This is a genomic window from Saccharopolyspora sp. NFXS83 (assembly GCF_026241095.1).
Lineage (GTDB): Bacteria > Actinomycetota > Actinomycetes > Mycobacteriales > Pseudonocardiaceae > Saccharopolyspora_C.
Genome location: NZ_JAPFGB010000025.1, coordinates 50853 through 68896 on the forward strand (window position 1 = coordinate 50853; position 18044 = coordinate 68896).

Annotated in this window: 16 protein-coding genes and 1 pseudogene; 7 read left to right on the forward strand and 10 right to left on the reverse strand. The window is 72.3% G+C overall.

Annotated features, from left to right (window positions below):
- Positions 1 to 150: 150 nt before the first annotated feature.
- The 8 genes and pseudogenes from OOZ19_RS23380 to OOZ19_RS23415 all read right to left on the reverse strand — a co-directional run bounded on the left by OOZ19_RS23380 (position 151) and on the right by OOZ19_RS23415 (position 7759).
- Positions 151 to 1440 carry an MFS transporter gene (locus tag OOZ19_RS23380; RefSeq protein WP_266092300.1) on the reverse strand — a complete coding sequence of 430 codons (1290 nt, stop codon included), beginning with the start codon at positions 1438 to 1440 and terminating at the stop codon, positions 151 to 153.
- Positions 1441 to 2214: 774 nt separating this feature from the next.
- Positions 2215 to 2877 (reverse strand): pyridoxamine 5'-phosphate oxidase, encoded by a 663-nt coding sequence (gene pdxH / locus OOZ19_RS23385; RefSeq protein ID WP_266092301.1) that lies wholly within the window; start codon positions 2875 to 2877, stop codon positions 2215 to 2217.
- 300 nt (positions 2878 to 3177) lie between these two features.
- Positions 3178 to 3915 (reverse strand): annotated as a pseudogene (locus OOZ19_RS23390) (urease accessory protein UreD); the annotation flags it as partial.
- Positions 3916 to 3928: 13 nt separating this feature from the next.
- The gene (gene ureG / locus OOZ19_RS23395) at positions 3929 to 4654 is read right to left on the reverse strand and encodes an urease accessory protein UreG (protein ID WP_266092302.1); all 726 of its coding nucleotides are present in this window, start codon (positions 4652 to 4654) and stop codon (positions 3929 to 3931) included.
- A complete protein-coding gene (locus OOZ19_RS23400) occupies positions 4644 to 5333 on the reverse strand; it encodes an urease accessory protein UreF (RefSeq protein ID WP_266092303.1) in 690 nt (229 codons plus the stop codon). Before OOZ19_RS23400 ends, ureG begins: the two co-directional genes overlap by 11 nt.
- Positions 5334 to 5351: 18 nt before the next feature.
- Positions 5352 to 7079 (reverse strand): urease subunit alpha, encoded by a 1728-nt coding sequence (locus tag OOZ19_RS23405; RefSeq protein ID WP_266092304.1) that lies wholly within the window; start codon positions 7077 to 7079, stop codon positions 5352 to 5354.
- Complete coding sequence (locus tag OOZ19_RS23410; protein WP_266092334.1) at positions 7076 to 7441, reverse strand: urease subunit beta; 366 nt, start codon at positions 7439 to 7441, stop codon at positions 7076 to 7078. The genes OOZ19_RS23405 and OOZ19_RS23410 overlap by 4 nt, the downstream gene beginning before the upstream one ends.
- A 15-nt stretch (positions 7442 to 7456) precedes the next feature.
- On the reverse strand, positions 7457 to 7759 hold the full coding sequence (locus tag OOZ19_RS23415; protein ID WP_266092305.1) for an urease subunit gamma: 303 nt from the start codon (positions 7757 to 7759) through the stop codon (positions 7457 to 7459).
- A gap of 292 nt (positions 7760 to 8051) precedes the next feature.
- Between OOZ19_RS23415 and OOZ19_RS23420 the strand changes: the two genes are divergently transcribed.
- The 5 genes from OOZ19_RS23420 to OOZ19_RS23440 all read left to right on the forward strand — a co-directional run bounded on the left by OOZ19_RS23420 (position 8052) and on the right by OOZ19_RS23440 (position 13467).
- Complete coding sequence (locus OOZ19_RS23420; protein ID WP_266092306.1) at positions 8052 to 9185, forward strand: citrate synthase 2; 1134 nt, start codon at positions 8052 to 8054, stop codon at positions 9183 to 9185.
- 144 nt (positions 9186 to 9329) lie between these two features.
- Positions 9330 to 10274 (forward strand): SEC-C domain-containing protein, encoded by a 945-nt coding sequence (locus tag OOZ19_RS23425; RefSeq protein WP_266092307.1) that lies wholly within the window; start codon positions 9330 to 9332, stop codon positions 10272 to 10274.
- Between the two features lie 283 nt (positions 10275 to 10557).
- Positions 10558 to 11697, forward strand: a complete 1140-nt coding sequence (gene serC, locus OOZ19_RS23430) for a phosphoserine transaminase (protein ID WP_266092308.1) — start codon at positions 10558 to 10560, stop codon at positions 11695 to 11697.
- 264 nt (positions 11698 to 11961) lie between these two features.
- Complete coding sequence (gene sepH / locus OOZ19_RS23435) at positions 11962 to 12897, forward strand: septation protein SepH (protein WP_266092309.1); 936 nt, start codon at positions 11962 to 11964, stop codon at positions 12895 to 12897.
- A gap of 72 nt (positions 12898 to 12969) precedes the next feature.
- Positions 12970 to 13467: a nuclear transport factor 2 family protein gene (locus OOZ19_RS23440; protein WP_266092310.1), complete on the forward strand. Its 498-nt coding sequence runs from the start codon at positions 12970 to 12972 to the stop codon at positions 13465 to 13467.
- A 270-nt stretch (positions 13468 to 13737) separates the two neighbouring features.
- Here OOZ19_RS23440 and OOZ19_RS23445 read toward each other — a convergent pair whose 3' ends face one another.
- Together OOZ19_RS23445 and OOZ19_RS23450 are read right to left on the reverse strand one after the other, a co-directional pair.
- A complete protein-coding gene (locus tag OOZ19_RS23445) occupies positions 13738 to 14358 on the reverse strand; it encodes a DUF2537 domain-containing protein (RefSeq protein WP_266092311.1) in 621 nt (206 codons plus the stop codon).
- Positions 14355 to 15161: a TrmH family RNA methyltransferase gene (locus OOZ19_RS23450; protein WP_266092312.1), complete on the reverse strand. Its 807-nt coding sequence runs from the start codon at positions 15159 to 15161 to the stop codon at positions 14355 to 14357. The genes OOZ19_RS23445 and OOZ19_RS23450 overlap by 4 nt, the downstream gene beginning before the upstream one ends.
- A gap of 365 nt (positions 15162 to 15526) precedes the next feature.
- Between OOZ19_RS23450 and OOZ19_RS23455 the strand changes: the two genes are divergently transcribed.
- Positions 15527 to 16843 (forward strand): multidrug effflux MFS transporter, encoded by a 1317-nt coding sequence (locus OOZ19_RS23455; RefSeq protein WP_266092313.1) that lies wholly within the window; start codon positions 15527 to 15529, stop codon positions 16841 to 16843.
- Positions 16844 to 17067: 224 nt separating this feature from the next.
- Positions 17068 to 18003: an aldo/keto reductase gene (locus OOZ19_RS23460; RefSeq protein ID WP_266092314.1), complete on the forward strand. Its 936-nt coding sequence runs from the start codon at positions 17068 to 17070 to the stop codon at positions 18001 to 18003.
- Positions 18004 to 18044 lie beyond the last annotated feature (41 nt).

Sequence of the window (18044 nt, forward strand, 5' to 3'; positions counted from 1 at the left end):
CCTCGCGGTGACCGGAGGGGGACCCGATCGGCCGAGTCCGCAACCGGATCGAAACCGGACCGTCACCGCCTCCCGCTGCACCGCGCGTTCACTGCTCCGATCCGGTGAGATCGCGGACCGCTCCGCGACGGACACCGCACCGGGGGCGGATCAGGCGGTCGGCGCCCGGTACCGCCAGAACGCGGGGGTCAGCAGCGCCGCGGCGAGCGCGCACACCACCACGAGCACGCCGCCCGCGGCGATGGTGGCCTGCGCGCCGATCGCGGCGCCGCCGCTGCCGTGCAGCACGTCCGCGAGCCGCGGGCCGCCCGCGACGACGACGGTGAAAACGCCTTGGATGCGACCGCGCATCTCGTCGGTCGCCGCCGCCTGCAGCATCGAGCTCCGGTAGACCATGCTCACCAGGTCCGCTCCGCCGCCGATGGCGAGGAACAGCACGCCGAGCCACAGCGAGTCCGCCAGCCCGAAGCCGATGATCGCCACGCCCCACACGAGGACGCCGATGGTGACGCCGACGCCGTGGCGGAGGATGCGGTGCAGCCAGCCGGACAGCACCCCGAACACGAAGGCGCCCAGCGGGATCGCCGCGTACAGCCAGCCCAGCGCCGCGCCGCCGCCCGGCGGGTCGCCGTAGACGCGCTCGGCCAGTTCGGGGAACAGGGCGCGCGGCATCCCGAACACCATCGCGATGATGTCCATCAGGAACGACGTGAGCAGCACCGGATGCGTGGCGAGGTAGCGGAAGCCGTCGATGACGGAGCGCAGCCCGGCCGTCGTCGGCGCTCCCGCTAGCGGCGGCAGCGCGGGCAGCCGGAACACCGCCCACACCGCGACGGTGAGCGCGAGCGCGTCCACCAGGTACAGCACCGACAGCCCGAGCAGCGGCAGCAGCACGCCGGCCAGCAGCGGCCCGACGACGGAGCCGAGCTGGAACACGGTGGAGCCCAGCGCCTGCGCCGAGGGCAGCAGCGGGGCCGGGATGATCCGGGCGATGGCGGCGCTGCGCGTCGGCATGTTCACCGCGAAGCAGGTCTGCTGCAGCGCGAACAGCACCAGCACCAGCCACACCGACCCGACGCCGCCGGCGGCCACCAGCCACAGCAGGATCGCGGTCGCGGCGAGCCCGCTGTTGGTGACCAGCAGCAGCTTCCGGCGGTCCACGATGTCGGCGACGGCACCACCCCAGAGGCCGAACACCAGCAGCGGCATCAGGCCGAAGATCCCGGCGAGGCCCACGTAGGCGGAGTTGCCGGTGAGGTCGTAGAGCTGCTTGGGCACCGCGACGGCGCTGAACTGCGCCCCGACGGAGGTGACGATGCTGGAGGTCCACAGCCGCCGGTACGCCGGGTACTTCAGCGGCCGGGTGTCGAGGACGACCTTGCCGAGCAACGATCGCCAAGATCGCCGGGTTTCCGTAGCGCGCCCGCTGTCGTCGTCCACGAAGGGCCACCCTAGCCATGAGCCTCGCTAAAGAAACCATTCGTTGTGACCCACCCGACGCCCCCGCACCGCCGTCCAGGTGAACACCCCGACACCCACCTTCACCCCGGCAGCGACACCGAACCCCACGACGAAGCCCTGCCTCCGGCGCCGAAACCAGCCTCCCTGACAGCCGAAGGCCCGTGCCGGGCGGCCAAAGGCCGCGCAGCAGGCGGCAAAGCCATGCCTGGCGACCGAAGGCCGCGCACTAGGCGGCAAAGCCCACCTGCCTCACGGCGAAGCCGTGCCTCACGGCGAAGCCGTGCCTCACGGCGAAGCCGTGCCTCGCGGCGAAGCCGTGCAGTAGGCGAGCGAAGCGATGCTTGCCTTGCGGCGTAGCCGTGCTTGGCGGCCGAAGCCGTGCAGTGGGCGGCGAAGCCCGCCTGCCTTGCGGCCGAAGGCCGTGCCTGGATGCGCGCCAGCGCATAACCCACGTCGAAAAGCCGCCCACCCGCGGGTTCTCAGCGGCTTCCTCGCGAGGACAGCTTTTTCCCTCGTGGCGGAGCCACTCGGGAAAAAGATCCCGCAGCGAGGAAGCCGCTGAGGTTCCGCTACCCGACCACCAAAGCAACACGAGCCGTGGAAGCAATCAGTAAAGAAGACCTTCCACCGCACCACAGCAACCACACACCCAAACCGGGGAAGGCCCTAAAACCCGACCCCACACGCCAAGCCGAACCCGACTCCAAGCCCCGCAACCACAAGCCGAACCCGACTCCGAAGCCGGCGACAGCGTCAGGGAGCGAGCCGCTCCACGGTCCAGCGCTCGTCGTTGCGGCGGAAGCGGAGTCGGTCGTGCAACCGGTCGGGCCGTCCCTGCCAGAATTCCACGGCTTCGGGCCGGATCCGCCAGCCGCCCCAGTGCGGCGGCACCGGCACCTTCTCCGCGTCGGCGAAGCGGCGTTCGATGCCGTTGAGCGAGGACTGCAACGCCTCCCGCCCGGTCACCACGCGGGACTGCGGCGAGGCCCACGCGCCGAGCTGGGACCCTCGCGGGCGCACCGCCCAGTACTCCGCGGTCTCGTCGCTGCTGACCTTTTCCACGGTGCCGCGCACGTTGACCTGGCGTTGCAGCGAGAGCCAGGGGAAGGTCGCGGCGGCGACGCGGGTCGCGGTGAGGTCGTGGCTCTTCGACGAGGTGTAGTTGGTGAAGAAGACGATTCCGCGCTCGTCGAATCCCTTGCACAGCACGGTGCGCGAGGAGGGGAATCCGTCGGCGTCCGCCGTCGCCAGCACCATCGCGTTGGGCTCCGGCACCTCCGCCCGGACGGCCTCGTCGAACCAGATCCGCAGCTGCTCGTGCCAGGTGTCGGCGAGCAGGCCCTCCTGCAGGGAGCCCGCCTCGTAGGACACCCGCATGGACGACAAAGTGCCGGTGCTCACGGTGCTTTCGGACATCCGTCATTTCCTCCCTGACCCGACTGGTGTGCCTGTTGATCGGCGGCGCCGGAGGATACGAGCCGAACCGGTCGGCGCGGCAACCGCGGTGCGCCACGGGCACCGCTATGACGGTAAACGGCTTGGGAACGCACGCCGAACCGGCCGAAACGTCACGATCGATCCCGCAAACGATGCAGTGACGGCGAGCACACTCGAATGGCAGCAGGTTCAGGGCCGGTTCGTCCGGTTCCGTCCGGGTGCGCTGCCCGCGGTGTCGCCGTCCGGGTTGTCATCCGACGCTTCCGGGGGTTGCACTGCTGCTTCCGGGTGGTGTTGGAGCGCTCGGCTGAGTCTGCGCTGCGCGGTGACGACGTCGGCGGCGAGCGCGGTGGCGAGCGCTCCCCCTGCCGCCAGCGGCACCAGGGACCACCACGGGCCGCTGCTCGGGGCGGCCGGATCGGTGCCGCCGACCAGGGTTTCGGTGCCGAGCACGCGGGCGCCCGCGAGGTGGCTGGCGCCGGCCGCGAGCCGTCCCGGCCCGAGGTCGAGGTGCTGGCGCAGCAGCGGCACGCCGTCGCGCACCAGGTCGGTGGTGGTGCGCAGCGTTCCTGGCGGTTCGCCGTGCCTGCCGAGCACCAGCACTTCCCGGCAGCGCAGCCGGGCGTCGGCGGCGAGGTCGGCGTGGAATTCGGAGCGGTGCTCGGCGCGGGCCGTCACGACGGTCGCTTCGGGCCGGTAGTCCACGCTGCCTCCGGGGCCGATCTCCATCCGCACCGTGGTGCGGCCGGTCCCTCCGCGCTGCCCCGGCAGCGCGACGGTCGCGGCGGTGCCGCGCAGCAGCAGCCGCGCGCCGGGTCCGATGTGGACGCGCAGCCGCAGTTCGTCGCCGCCGAGCGGGGTGGCCGCCGAGCTCACCAGGTGCACGATCGCTCCGCCCGCGCCTGCGACCGCCGCGCGCCGGTGCACCAGCGTCAGCGGAGCCGCGCAGCGGAGTTCCCGCACGACGCTGCGGCCGTGCGCGTCGAGCTCCACTCGCAGCACCGCCGAGGCCTTCATCGCCGGGCCCGCATCACCGGGAGCCCGGGTCCGGCGCCGCGGCCTCCGGGCTGCCGAGCCGCGCCCGCACCCAGGCGGAGACGTCCGGGGCGTTCGGGGTTTCGGTGAGCGATTGCGCGATCACCGGCAGCTCGCCGCGCATCCGGTGCGCGTCGGCGAGCATCACCGCCATGTCCGCGCCGACCCGCTCGGCCAGGTCCACCTTGTTGATCACGAGCAGGTCGGCGGTGGTGACGCCGGGTCCGCCCTTGCGCGGCACCTTGTCCCCGCCCGCGACGTCCACGACGAAGATCTGGTCGTCGGCGAGCCCCCTGCTGAACACGGCGGTGAGGTTGTCCCCGCCGCTTTCCACGATGACCAGTTCCAGCCCCGGATGCCGTTCTTCCAGGCGTTCCACCGCGTCCAGGTTCGCGGTGATGTCGTCGCGGATCGCGGTGTGGGGGCACGCCCCGGTCTGCACGGCCTCGATGCGGTCCGGGTCGAGCACTCCGGCGGCGCGCAGGAAGTCGGCGTCCTCGGTGGTGTAGATGTCGTTGGTGACCACCGCGAGCCGCACTTCGGCGCCGAGGGCCCGGCACAGCGCGGCGGTCAGCGCGGTCTTGCCGCTGCCGACGGGTCCGCCGATGCCGAGCCGGAACGGCCTGCCGAGGCGGCTCACCGCGGCGTGCGGGTCGGGTTCGGCGGCGGCCGGGTCGAAGTTGACCTCGTGGGTGTGCCCGTGGCCGTGGTCAGGTGGCAAAGAGACGCACCTCTTCCTGGTGGTGGCGGTCGTGCGATTCGGCGAGCAGGTCCAGCGCGGGCGCGCCCGGCGCGGGCAGGTCGGCCGGGTCTGCGCCGGCGGTCGACGCCGCGGTGTCGGCGATCTCGCCGAGATCGGCGGCGAAGTCGGCGACGACGGCGTTCACGGCCATCGGGTCCAGGCCCAGCAGCCGCACGGCCGCCGAGGACGGTCCGCTGATGGCGAGGTACCCGGCGGTCAGCGCCGCCTCGCGGGGCGCGGCTCCGGCGGTGGCCGCCAGCACGCCCAGCACGATCGGGTGGTGCGGGCGCGGTGTCGTGGCGATCAGGTCGTCGAGGGCCGCTGACGGCCACGCCACCTTCCCGGACCGCACCGTGCCCCGCCCCTGCGCGCGGGAGGCCGCGCGCTGCGCGGGCGAGGGGGTGCGCGCGTCGAGCTCCGCGTCCAGCTCCGCCCAATGTCCACAACGGGCGGTCCGGCGCGCGGCGTGGGCCGCGGCCGCGGCGAACACCGCCTGCACCGCGCCCGCGCCGCGCAGCCTGCCGAACAGGAACTCGCGCAGGCTCGCCACATCGGTGAGCAGTCCGCGCGCGGCGGCCTCCTCCACGCCGCCGGAGTGCACGTGGCCGCCACCGGGGAACCGCGCGTCGGCGAGCGCCAGCACCGCGAGCCCCGTCATCCGCCGCCTCCGATCAGGTCAGAACAGGAAGTACCGCTGGGCCATGGGGAGTTCGCGCACCGGCTGCGGTTCCACGAGGTCACCGTCGATGCGCACCGCGAAGCTGTCCGGGTCCACCTCGATGTGCGGAGTGGCGTCGTTGAGCAGCATCGACGCCTTCGCCACCTGCCGCGTGCCGCGCACCGCGACGAGCTCCCGCTCCAGCCCGAGCCGGTCACCGAGCCCGGCGTCCACCGCCTCCGGCGCCACGAAGTGCACGCCACCGCGAGCCGCGGCCCGCCCCGCCGCTCCGAACATGGGCCGCCCGAGCACGGGCTGCGGCGTGGGGATCGACGCGTTCGCGTCGCCCAGCTGCGCCCATGCGGGGAATCCGCCTTTGAACACCACGTCCGGCCGGACGCCGAAGAACTTCGGCTCCCACAGCACGAGGTCGGCGAGCTTGCCCACTTCCACCGAACCCACCAGGTGGTCGATGCCGTGCGCCCGCGCCGGGTTGATCGTGTACTTCGCGAGGTAGCGGCGGGCGCGCAGGTTGTCGGCCGCGCCGTCGCCGGGCAGCGCGCCGCGCCGGTCCTTCATCACGTGCGCCGTCTGCCAGGTCCGCGTGATCACTTCGCCGACGCGGCCCATCGCCTGCGCGTCCGAACTGATCATGGAGATGGCGCCGAGGTCGTGCAGCACGTCCTCGGCGGCGATGGTGCTCGGCCGGATCCGGCTCTCCGCGAACGCCAGGTCCTCGGGCACCGCCGGGTTCAGGTGGTGGCACACCATCAGCATGTCCAGGTGCTCGTCGATGGTGTTCACCGTGTGCGGCCGGGTCGGATTCGTCGAGGACGGCAGCACGTTCGCCGCGGCGGCGACCTCGATGATGTCCGGCGCGTGCCCGCCACCGGCGCCTTCGGCGTGGTAGGCGTTGATGGAGCGGCCGTTGATCGCGGCCAGCGTGGACTCCAGGAACCCGGTCTCGTTGAGCGTGTCGGTGTGGATCGCCACCTGCACCCCGGAGCGTTCGGCGCAGCGCAGCGCGGCATCGATCACCGCGGGCGTGCAGCCCCAGTCCTCGTGCAGCTTCAGCCCGCCCGCCCCGGCGCGCAGCTGCTCGTCGAGGGCTTCGCCGCGCACGGTGTTGCCCTTGCCGAGCAGCAGCAGGTTCACCGGCGCCTGCTCCAGCGCGGTGAGCATCCGGCCGAGGTTCCACGAGCCCGGCGTGACCGTGGTGGCCTTGCTGCCCTCGACCGGCCCGGTGCCGCCGCCGATGAGCGTGGTCAGCCCGGAGGCGATGGCGGTGTCGATCTCCTGCGGGCAGATGAAGTGCACGTGGCAGTCCACCCCACCGGCGGTGAGGATCTTGCCGCCGCCGCCCACGATCTCCGTGGACGGTCCGATGACCAGCGCCGGATCCACCCCGTCGGTGACGTCCGGGTTGCCCGCTTTGCCGATGCCGACGATGCGCCCGTCGCGCACGCCCACGTCGGCCTTGACCACGCCCCAGTGGTCCAGCACCACGACTCCGGTGATCACCAGGTCCGGGGTGCCTTCGGCTCGGGTGGCCGCGGATTGGCCCATCGACTCGCGGATCACCTTGCCGCCGCCGAACACGGCTTCCTCGCCGGATCCGCCGGGACCCGTGCTGCGGTCTTCGGTGACCTCCACCAGCAGGTTCGTGTCGGCGAGCCGGATCCGGTCGCCGGTGGTGGGCCCGAACAGCTCCACGTACCGGGCGCGATCCACGGACGGAGTGCTCATGCGTTCCCCTCCCCGACGCCGCCGTAGCCGGGTGCACCGGGCGCGGCGTCCCGCGCGTCCAACTCCCCCGCGTACTCCTTGCGCAGCCCGCGCACGACCCGCGCGCCACCGATCGGCACCAGGTCGACCTCCCGGTCGACGCCGGGCTCGAACCGCACGGCGGTGCCCGCGGGCACGTCCAGCCGGTGCCCCCACGCGGCCTCCCGGTCGAACGCCAAAGCGGAGTTGACCGCGGCGAAGTGGTAGTGCGAGCCGACCTGCACGGCCCGGTCCGCGGTGTTCACCACGATCAGCCGCACGCGCGGACGGCCGGGATGCAGCGGCACCGGCTCGGCACCGGGGAGCACCTCGCCCGGAATCACGGGATCCGACATGGCCTAGGAGATCGGGTCGTGGACGGTGACCAGCTTGGTGCCGTCGGGGAAGGTGGCCTCGACCTGCACGTCGAGCAGCATCTCCGGAATCCCGTCGAGCACCTGGTCGGCGCGGAGCACGTCGCGGCCGGACCGCATCAGCTCGGCGACGCCGCGCCCGTCCCGCGCGCCCTCCACGACGTGATCGGTGATCAGCGCGACGGCTTCCGGGTGGTTCAGCCGCAACCCCCGGTCCAGGCGTTCCCGCGCGAGCCGCGCGGCCACGTGGACGAGGAGCTTGTCTCGCTCGTGCGGGGCAAGGTGCATGACATCTCTGTAGCACGGTGACCCGATCGCCGACGACCGACCGGCACCGGAATTGATCCTGGTTAACACCCTTTTCGCGGGATTGTCACAACCGCCCCGCACCGGAGGCCGTGTGATCTTCGCCATCGGGACCGTCCGCACCGATTGCCTCCGCCCGCACGCCGGGTGCAGTGTTACCGGCACGGCACAGGCTGCGACCGATCGCATTCGTGCTCATGCACCCCGCCACGTCCCGCCGAGCGCTCCCGAGCGCCCGGCCACCTGAACGACTCAACGAGGAGACGAGGCAATCATGGGCACCAGCACAGGCGGCTCCGACTTCCGCCCCGGCCTGGAAGGCGTCGTCGCGTTCCAGACCGAGATCGCCGAACCGGATCGGGACGGCGGCGCGCTGCGCTACCGCGGCGTCGACATCGAGGACCTGGCGGGCAAGGTCTCCTTCGGCGACGTGTGGCAGCTGCTGGTCGACGGCCGCTTCGGCCGGGGCCTGCCGGACGCCGGTACCGCCGAGCTGCCGGTGCGCACTGGCGACGTGCGCGCCGACGCGCAGGCCGCGATCGCGATGCTCGCGCCCGCGCACGGGTTCGAGCCGCTGCTGGACATCACCGAGGACACCGCCCGCGACCAGCTCGCGCTCACCACGACGCTCGGACTGTCCTACGTGGCCCAGTCCGCTCGTGGCACCGACCTGCCCGCCGTCCCGGCGGAACGCGTCGCCGAGGCCGCGACCCTCACCGAAGCGTTCCTCACCCGGTGGCGCGGCGAACCGGACCCGGCCCACGTGCAGGCGCTGGACGCCTACTGGGTGTCGGCGGCCGAGCACGGCCTCAACGCCTCCACCTTCACCGCCCGCGTCATCGCCTCCACCGGCGCCGACGTGGCGGCCAGCCTGTCCGGCGCGGTCGGCGCCATGTCCGGCCCGCTGCACGGCGGGGCGCCGGCGCGGGTGCTGCCGATGCTGGCCGAGGCCGAGCGCACCGGAGACGCCCGCAAGGTCGTCGAGTCCATCTTGGACCGCGGCGAGCGGCTGATGGGCTTCGGCCACCGCGTGTACCGCGCGGAGGACCCGCGGGCGCGGGTGCTGCGCAACACCTGCGAGCAGCTCTCCGCCCCGCGCTACGAGGCCGCCGCCGAGCTGGAGCGCGCCGCGCTGTCGGTGCTGCGCGAGCGGCGCCCGGACCGGCCGATCGAGACGAACGTGGAGTTCTGGGCGGCGGTGATCCTGGACTTCGCCCAGGTGCCGACCGAGATGATGCCCGCGATGTTCACCTGCGCCCGCACCGCGGGCTGGTCCGCGCACGTGCTGGAGCAGCAGCGCACCGGCCGCCTGGTGCGCCCGTCCGCGCAGTACGTCGGCCCGGAACCGCGCTCGCCGCAGCAGGTCCAGGGCTGGAACTCGGTCAAGTCCCTGCCGGTGGCGGTCTGACCTCGCCTTCCGCCGCGGGAGGCTCGTGCGGAGTTCGATCTCCGCACGAGCCTGTTCGCGCCCGAGCCGCGCCCGACGGGAACGAGTCGTGACGCAACGTCGACGCCTCGTCACCGCGGGTGTCGATCTCGGTACAGTGGCGGCATGAGCGGGGACAGCAGCCGCGAGGCCGCCATCGCGCGGGCCGAGGAACTCGAAGCGGACGCCGAGCACAGCGGTGAACGCACCGACGACCTGGTCGAAGCCGCGAGCTACTGGCGCAACGCGCACGAACCGGAACGGGAACGCGCCGCGCTGCTGGCCGCGATCGACGCCGACACCGGCGAGTCGCTGTTCGACCCGCGCGCCACCTACGCCGAGATGCTCATGCGGCGCGGGGAACGCACCGCGGCGGACGAGCTGCTCGACGAGCTCATGGGCGACCTCGACGCCCGCGAGCACACCTACATCGCCGCCTCCGCCGCCTACCAGCACGCCGGAAACACGGCGGCGGCGTTGCGCTGGCTCGACGTCGGCATCGGCCGCCTGATCCCGGACGCGGCCGATCCCGATTCCGAGTTCACCGTCGACGACAAGGGCGTGGAGCTGCTGCGTGTGCGGCGCGAGATCCGCACCGACCTCGGCGAGCAGCCGGACGACCTCGACCGCGCGCTGGACATGATCTCCGACGCGGCTTTCGACCGGGGCCTCTCCGAGGCGTTCTCCGAGGAGGTGGCGAACCGGCACGACGTGGTCGTGCTGCACTGGCCGGCGGGCGACCTCGCCGAACTCCGCCGCCGCGAACCGGAGCTGCCCCTCGACCGGGACCACGGCGCGCACCGGCTGGAGCTGCAGCGCGAGATGCTGCTCGCCGACCGCGACGGCAAGCGCACGACCGTCGTGACGGGCTCCGCCGACGGCTACGCCGCGTTCTGCGCCGAGGTCGACCTGCCCAACGGCGACGCGGGCTCCCTGGAGCAGTACCGGACCGATCTGCTGCTGCGCGGCGAATGGCGCAGCTGGCCACCGGAGCGCAACGCGCCGTGCTGGTGCGGATCGGAGCGCAAGTACAAGAAGTGCTGCGGCGCACCCGGCCGTACCGATGCCTGAAGTGCCTGGTCACACGGCCTAGGTTCGATCACCTGAAGGTCCGGTTGCTGGCCAAAGCGCCTCCCGCGCAGTAAGTTGCCAAGCGGCTCAGGCACCTGCGGCGCACCCGGAAATTCACCTTTCCGACCCGTAGCCGCAACACGCACCGAGCCCTGAACCGGCAACGGCGCCGGTCACCGAGGCGACCGGGGGTCCGCCGAACCCCATCGTCCCCACGCAGGCGTTCCCCGTAAACGGGGCACCCGTGCGACAAGCCGACTCGACAACACCCGGAGGCGCCGGAATGACGCAGGCCGAAACCGACCCGACCACCTTGAAGCTGCCCAGCGAGCTCAGCCCGTCCGACGGCCGCTTCGGCTGCGGCCCGTCGAAGGTCCGCGACGAGCAGCTCGCCCGGCTCGCCTCCGACGGCGCCGCCGTGATGGGCACCTCGCACCGGCAGAAGCCGGTCAAGGCGCTGGTCGGGCGGGTCCGCGAAGGCTTGGGCCAGCTGTTCTCGCTGCCCGAGGGCTACGAGGTCGTGCTCGGCGTCGGCGGCACCACCGCGTTCTGGGACGCCGCGACGTTCGGCCTGGTGCGGGAGAAGTCGCTGCACCTGACCTACGGCGAGTTCTCCCAGAAGTTCGCCAAGGCCACCAAGGGCGCGCCGTTCCTGGCCGACCCGATCGTCGTGTCCGCCGACCCCGGTGACGCCCCGGCTCCGGTCTCCGACCCGAGCGTCGACCTGATCGGCTGGGCGCACAACGAGACCTCCACTGGCGTGATGGTGCCGCCGACCCGCCCCGCGGGCTCGGAGCAGGCGCTGATCGCGGTCGACGCGACCTCGGGCGCGGGCGGGCTGCCGTTCAACGCCGCCGACGTGGACGTCTACTACTTCGCGCCGCAGAAGTCCTTCGCCTCCGACGGCGGGCTGTGGCTGGCCGCGATGAGCCCGGCCGCCATCGAGCGGATCGGCGAGATCGGCGCCTCGGACCGCTGGGTCCCGGAGTTCCTGTCGCTGCCGACCGCGCTGGACAACTCCCGCAAGGACCAGACCTACAACACGCCCTCGGTGGCGACGCTGTTCCTGCTCGCCGACCAGATCGACTGGATGAACTCCCAGGGCGGCCTGGACTGGTGCTCGGCGCGGACCCGCGAGTCCTCGCAGCGGCTGTACCAGTGGGCGGAGGCCTCCAGCTACGCCACGCCGTTCGTGCAGGACCCGGCGAAGCGCTCGCAGGTCGTGGTCACGCTCGACTTCGACGACTCGATCGACGCCGCCGCGATCGCCAAGGCGCTGCGCGCGAACGGCATCGTGGACACCGAGCCGTACCGCAAGCTGGGCCGCAACCAGCTGCGGGTCGGCACCTTCCCCGCGATCGAGCCGGACGACGTCACGGCGCTGACGAAGTCCATCGACTGGGTGGTCTCGCAGCTTTCCTGAGCGCGGCGCGCCTGTCTCACGAGGTCGCCCCCTCACCATGGCGACCGACACATCCGTGTCACCCGAACTGGCTGTTGATCACTTGCTGTGATCGGAATAGTGGTCGGATTTCGCCAAGTGTTCGCATGTCGACCGCTATTCAGGCAAGATCGGGTAGGGAGAGGATGGTCACGAAGCGACACCGAACCCGGCGTGGCTCCTCCGTCAAGAGGGCACGCCGGGTTACGGTCACAGCTTGGTGACAACGACCGGGGAGGCTGGCGTATGCGCGCGCTGCGGGTTGTCGGGCTTGATGAGGACGGTGAGACCGTCATCTGCGAGGACCCCGAGAACGGCGACCGTTTTTCGGTGCCCGCCGACGAACGGCTACGTGCCGCCGCGCGCGGTGACCTGACCCGTCTCGGCCAGGTGCAGATCGAGATGGAGGCGCAGATGCGCCCCCGCGAGATCCAGGCCCGGGTGCGCGCGGGCGCCTCGGTCGAGGACGTCGCCACCGCCGCCGGAATCCCCGAGCAGCGGGTGGAGCGCTACGCCTACCCGGTGCTGCTCGAGCGCGCGCAGATCGCCGAGCGCTCGCAGCGCGCCCACCCCGTCCGCGAGGACGGTCCCGACGTGCAGACCCTCGGCGAGGTAGTCGCGCACACCTTCGGGATGCGCGGGCACGACTTCACCGACGCGAACTGGGACGCGTGGCGCGGCGAGGACGGCAAGTGGGTCGTCCGGCTGCACTGGCAGGCCGGTCGTTCCGAGAACCACGCGCACTGGGTGTTCCACCCGGGTGCGCACGGCGGCACCGTCGCTCCGCTCGACGACCACGCGGTGGACCTGCTGGACCCGTCGCCGAACCGCCCGCTGCGGACGGTCCGGCCGGTGACGGCGCTGGCCCGCGAGGCCCTGGAACTGGACGAGTCCGAGGAGGACGCGGTCGAGGACGAGGCCACCACCCCGCCTCCGCCCGCGCCGCCGAAGCAGGCGAGCCCGGTGATCCCGTCCTTGGACCTGGAACCGACCCCCGCCGCGCCCGAACCGGAGCCGGAGCAGTCGCAGTCGGCGCCGCTGGCCGAGCAGGCCGGTGAGGACGACCTGGAAGCGGTGGAGGACGAGGCCGCGCGCAAGACCGAACCGGCACGGCGGCGCAAGAACCACCCGATGGTCCCGTCCTGGGAGGACGTCCTGCTGGGAGTGCGCTCCCACCGCTGACCTCGACGCACGTGTGAAAGGCCCCTTCACCGGCGGCGTGCCGTCCGAAGGGGCCTTTCGCGTGCGCCGCGAATGCTCGACCGGCGCGACGACCTGGAGGAGATCGCCTTGTCCGAACCTCGCCCGCCGTTCCCGCCCTTCGACGAGGAGGCGGCGCTGCGGAAGGTCCAGGCCGCGGAGGACGCCTGGAACACCCGCGATCCGCACCGGGTCAGCCTCGCGTACACGGCCGACTCCGCCTGGCGGAACCGGGACACCTTCGTCACCGGCCGCGAGGAGATCGTCGCGTTCCTCACCGCCAAGTGGGAGCGCGAGCTGGACTACGCGCTGCGCAAGAGCCTGTGGAGCTTCCGCGGCGATCGCATCGCGGTCCGGTTCCAGTACGAGTGCCGCGATCACGACGGCCAGTGGTGGCGCAGCTACGGCAACGAGCTGTGGGAGTTCACCGACACGGGCCTGATGCACCGCCGCGAAGCCAGCATCAACGACGTCCGCATCAGCGCGGACGAACGCCGCTGGTTCGGCCCGCGCCCAGCCGATCAGCACGGCCGGGACATCCCGCTGCGGTGAGCCGTCAGGGCCTCCCGGCCCGGGAGCCTGCCCTTGGTCTCGTCGTTCCAGCCGAGCAGCGTTCTTGATCCGTGTCCTGTCGGCGGCGAAGCCGCTGAGCATCGACCACCTGCGCAGGTCGACCACCGGCGGGTTCGCAGCGGTTTCCTCGCGAGGACAGCTTTTTCCTTCGTGGCGGAGCCACCAGGGAAAAAGATCCCGCAGCGAGGAAACCGGTGAGGTTCCGCCACCCGACCCACCTAGCAAGCCGAGTCGAAGATCCGATCTCGATCAGCCGAGCAGCGAGAGCAACAACGCCAGCCAGGCGAGGGCGACTCCGCCTGCCACGCCGAACGCGACCCAGCGCCAGACGGGAACTCGCCTGCCCAGCCAGATCGACGGGGCGAATCCGCCGACCACCACCGCGTTGACCAGCAACGCCAGCACCAGGCTCACCTCGGCCAGGCCGCGGCTCACCACCACCAGCGAAACCGTCACGATCGCGGCGATCACCACGCTGATCGTGATCCCGGTGGCCCACGGCGCCGGTTCCGGAGGCCCGTCCGCGGGCGAGGCCCGGCGGACCCGGCTCATCCGGCCGCGGGAAGGGTCCCAGTAGCCGACCTCGCCGCCCGTCTCGGCGGCGAGCCGCGCCGCGAGCTGACGGCCGCGGCGCGACATCAGGACCGCGGAGGTCTCCCCGGAGATGTCCTGGTCCGGCGGCACCGTGTGCACCACGTGCGCCCACTCGTGCAGGTCCTCGACCAGCGTCGAGGGCAGCGCGAGCCGCGCCGGGTCGTACTCGTGGACGGCTCGCCGTTCCTGGTCGGCGGGGTCGGCGCGGTTGACGAGCACGGCGCGTCCTCGACGCACCCGCAGTTCCCACCGCGAGCGCTGCGCTGCTCGGGTCATCGTGCTCCGCTCATCGCGTGGAACACGATCGCACCGGCGGTGGCGACGTTGAGCGAGTCCACTTCGGGGTTCATCGGGATGCGCACCGGCAGGTCCGCGGCGGAGATGGTGTCCTCCGCCAGGCCGGGCCCTTCCGAGCCGAGCAGCACCGCGACGCGCCCTCGGTCGAGCCCGGCGTCCCGCAGCGAGGAGGCCGTGGCGCGCGGGGTCAGCGCGGCGATCCGGTAGCCGTGCGCGGTGAGCGTCCGCAGCCCGTCGGGCCAAGCGTCGAGGTGCGCGAACGGGACGCGCAGCACGTGGCCCATGGACACCCGGATGCTGCGCCGGTACAGCGGGTCCGCGCAGCCCCCGCCGAGCAGGATCCCGTCGATGCCGAGCGCGGCGGCGTTGCGGAACAGCGCGCCCAGGTTCTCGTGGTCGCCGACCCCTTCCAGCACCGCGAGCCTGCGGGAGCCGCTGATCAGCTCGTCCGCGTCGACGGTGTGCGCGCGGTCGGCGACGGCGAGCACACCCCGGTTGAGGTGGAAGCCGACGATCTGGCTCATCACGTCCGCGGACACCTCGTACGCGGGCACGTCGACGCCGGCGAGCCGGTCGGCGAGCGCGTCGAGGCGCTTGCGGACGCCGAGCAGCGCGCGCACCGGGTACGGGGAGTCGAGCAGCCGTTCGACGACCACGGTGCCTTCGGCGATGACCAGGCCGCGACCGCCGGGGCGGTCCGGGCGGCGGTCGGCGGTGGCGAGATCCCGGAAGTCGTCGACCCTCGGGTCGCCGACGTCGGTCACCTCGTGCACGCGTGCCACGCGTGCATTTTCGCATTCCGCATCGCCCCGGCCGGAACGGTGTCGCGATCTTGCCGGGCCCGCGGCGCCCGTGATGATCGACCTCACAACGACCGGGTGTGCGCGCTGGGCATAACGGGGACTCCTGGGTTGTTAGTTGCAGAGAGCAAACTGTCGTCGTCGCCCACCGCGCTCCAGGGACTCGGACGACCAGAGCCTGGACGCCGGAATTCCGAGGCGCCCGGTTCGCGCGGTCCGCCCGCGAGCGGCGGTCGCGACGCGCTGAGGCGGTCCGCGGGTGGCGTGCCAGGGGGGCACCACCGACCGCACTCACACCGATTCCGCCGGACAGGAGCACGTCCGGCGGCAACCCGATGAGGAGACCCATGTCCACCCCCGAGGACACCACGATCGATGGGGCCCAACGCAGGTTGGGGAGCAAGACCAAATTCGCCCTCATCCTCGGTGGGATGACGGCTTTCGGGCCGCTGTCCATCGACATGTACCTGCCCGCGCTGCCGCAGCTGACCACGGAGCTGGGGGCCACCGAGTCGCAGGCGCAGCTGACGCTGACGGCGGTCCTGCTGGGCCTCGCGCTGGGCCAGCTGCTCGCCGGGCCGATCAGCGACTCCGTCGGCAGGCGGCGCCCGCTGCTGGTCGGGCTCACCGTGTACATCGTCGCGTCGGTGCTGTGCGCGCTGTCCGGGTCGATCTACGCGCTGGCGGGCCTGCGCCTGCTGCAGGGCGCGGGGGCCGCGGCGGGCATGGTGATCGCCCGCGCGGCGGTCCGCGACCTGTACTCCGGCGTGGAGGCCGCCCGGTTCTTCTCGTCGCTGATGCTGGTGACCGGGCTGGCGCCGATCTTGGCGCCGGTCGTGGGCGGGCAGGTCCTGGCGCACACCACTTGGCGCGGCGTGTTCGTCGTGCTGACCGCGTTCGGCACGGTGCTGCTGCTGGTGGCGGCGTTCCTGCTGCCGGAGACGAAGCCGAAGCAGTGGCGCCAGCCCGCGCACCTGGGCAGCACGTTCCGGACGTTCGGCGCGCTGCTGTCGGCGCCGTCGTTCCTGGGCAACGCGCTGACCGGCGGCCTGGGCATGGCGGCGATGTTCGCCTACATCTCCGGTTCGTCGTTCGTGCTGCAGAACATCTACGCGATGTCGCCGCAGACCTACAGCATCGCGTTCGGGGCGAACGCGATCGGCCTGGTGCTGGCCGGGCAGATCAACGCGCGGCTGGTCGGCCGGGTGGCCTCGGAGGCCCAGCTGCTGGTCGGCGCGCTGCTGACCTCCTCGGTGGCGGGCGCGGTGCTGCTGACGGCGGCGCTGCTGAACCTGCCGCTGCCGTTCCTGCTGGGACCGCTGTTCGTGATGGTCTCGGCGCTGGGCTTCGTCATGCCGAACACGACGATGCTGGCGCTGGCCGACAACCGCGAGGTCTCCGGGAGCGCTTCGGCGCTGCTGGGCGTGTGCCAGTTCATCGTCGGCGCGCTGGCCGCTCCGCTGGTCGGGCTGGGCGGCACCGGGTCCGCGGTGCCGATGACGATGGTGATGTTCGGCGTCGTGGTGGCCGCGACCGTCATGTTCCTGACGCTGGGGCGGCGCGGGCTGAAGCGCCCGGAGGTCGTCGCCAGCTCCGCCGAGGTGCGCCGGAGCACTCCGGTCGAGGCCCCCGCGGAGCCCGGCCGGACCGGTTCCGGTCGCTGACCTCCTCGTCCGCTCCGCGCGCGTCGTGCACCGCACTCAGGTGGACGACGCGCGCGGACGAGGAAATATCGTGCGGCTCGGAGTCGCGTTCACGCCCGGCTCGGGACCGGGCGGCTCGCGCCGCTGAACTCCGACCGCACGCCGCACCCCGCCCCGGCGAGCTCCGGGCCGGGTGAGCGCCGGGCGCTCCCGGCGAGGACACGACGACCGAAGGCAGGGTTTCCATGGCCCCACTGGGCACCACCGACCTCGACGTCCACCCGATCTGCCTGGGCGGCAACGTCTTCGGCTGGACCGCCGACCGCGACGACTCGTTCGCCGTGCTTGACGCGTACGTCGCCGCGGGCGGCAACTTCATCGACACCGCCGACCTCTACATGGCCTCCGCTCCCGGCAATTCCGGCGGCGAGTCCGAGACGATCATCGGCGAGTGGCTGCGGGCTCGCGGCAACCGCGACCAGGTCGTCATCGCCACCAAGGTCGCGAAGCTGCCGGGTCGCCGCGGCCTGTCCCCCGGCAACATCCGCGCCGCAGCCGAGGATTCGCTGCGCCGCCTCGGCGTCGACCACATCGACCTGTACTACGCGCACGAGGACGACGAGTCGGTGCCGCAGGCCGAGGCGCTGGCGGCGTTCGACGGGTTGGTGCGCGAAGGCAAGGTGCGCCACCTCGCGGCCTCCAACTTCACCGGCGACCGGCTCGCGTCGGCGCTGGCGACCTCCGACCGCGAGGGCCTCGCCCGCTACCGGGCGGTGCAGCCGCACTACAACCTCGTCGAGCGCGCCGGGTACGAAACCGACCTGGCCGAGCTGGTGGCGCGGGAGAAGCTGCCGGTGCTGCCGTACTTCGCGCTGGCGCGGGGATTCCTCACCGGCAAGTACCGGCCGGGCGACACGTTCTCCGACAGCCCGCGCGCGGATGCCGCGCGTAGTTACCTGGACGAGCGGGGGGTCAAGATCCTCACCGCATTGGAGGAGATCGCAACGCTGCGTGGAGTGCCGGAGGCATCGGTGGCGCTGGCCTGGTTGCGCGCCCGCCCGTCGGTCGCGGCCCCGATCGCCAGCGCCCGCAACACCGATCAGCTCGCGGCGCTGCTGGTAGCGGCCGAGCTGGAGCTGACCGGAGCGGAGCTGGAACGGCTCACCACGGCCTCCGGCTGAGGTCCGGAAAGTCACTTTTCCCGCTGGTCAAATGCGGTATT

Excerpts from the sequence above, each read along its gene's own strand:
- pdxH (WP_266092301.1), bottom strand. The coding sequence starts at position 2,877 with ATGTCCGAAAGCACCGTGAGCACCGGCACTTTGTCGTCCATGCGGGTG.
- OOZ19_RS23400 (WP_266092303.1), bottom strand. The coding sequence starts at position 5,333 with ATGACGGGGCTCGCGGTGCTGGCGCTCGCCGACGCGCGGTTCCCCGGT.
- OOZ19_RS23405 (WP_266092304.1), bottom strand. The coding sequence starts at position 7,079 with ATGAGCACTCCGTCCGTGGATCGCGCCCGGTACGTGGAGCTGTTCGGG.
- OOZ19_RS23415 (WP_266092305.1), bottom strand. The coding sequence starts at position 7,759 with ATGCACCTTGCCCCGCACGAGCGAGACAAGCTCCTCGTCCACGTGGCC.
- OOZ19_RS23420 (WP_266092306.1), top strand. The coding sequence starts at position 8,052 with ATGGGCACCAGCACAGGCGGCTCCGACTTCCGCCCCGGCCTGGAAGGC.
- OOZ19_RS23425 (WP_266092307.1), top strand. The coding sequence starts at position 9,330 with ATGAGCGGGGACAGCAGCCGCGAGGCCGCCATCGCGCGGGCCGAGGAA.
- serC (WP_266092308.1), top strand. The coding sequence starts at position 10,558 with ATGACGCAGGCCGAAACCGACCCGACCACCTTGAAGCTGCCCAGCGAG.
- sepH (WP_266092309.1), top strand. The coding sequence starts at position 11,962 with ATGCGCGCGCTGCGGGTTGTCGGGCTTGATGAGGACGGTGAGACCGTC.
- OOZ19_RS23440 (WP_266092310.1), top strand. The coding sequence starts at position 12,970 with ATGCTCGACCGGCGCGACGACCTGGAGGAGATCGCCTTGTCCGAACCT.
- OOZ19_RS23445 (WP_266092311.1), bottom strand. The coding sequence starts at position 14,358 with ATGACCCGAGCAGCGCAGCGCTCGCGGTGGGAACTGCGGGTGCGTCGA.
- OOZ19_RS23455 (WP_266092313.1), top strand. The coding sequence starts at position 15,527 with ATGTCCACCCCCGAGGACACCACGATCGATGGGGCCCAACGCAGGTTG.
- OOZ19_RS23460 (WP_266092314.1), top strand. The coding sequence starts at position 17,068 with ATGGCCCCACTGGGCACCACCGACCTCGACGTCCACCCGATCTGCCTG.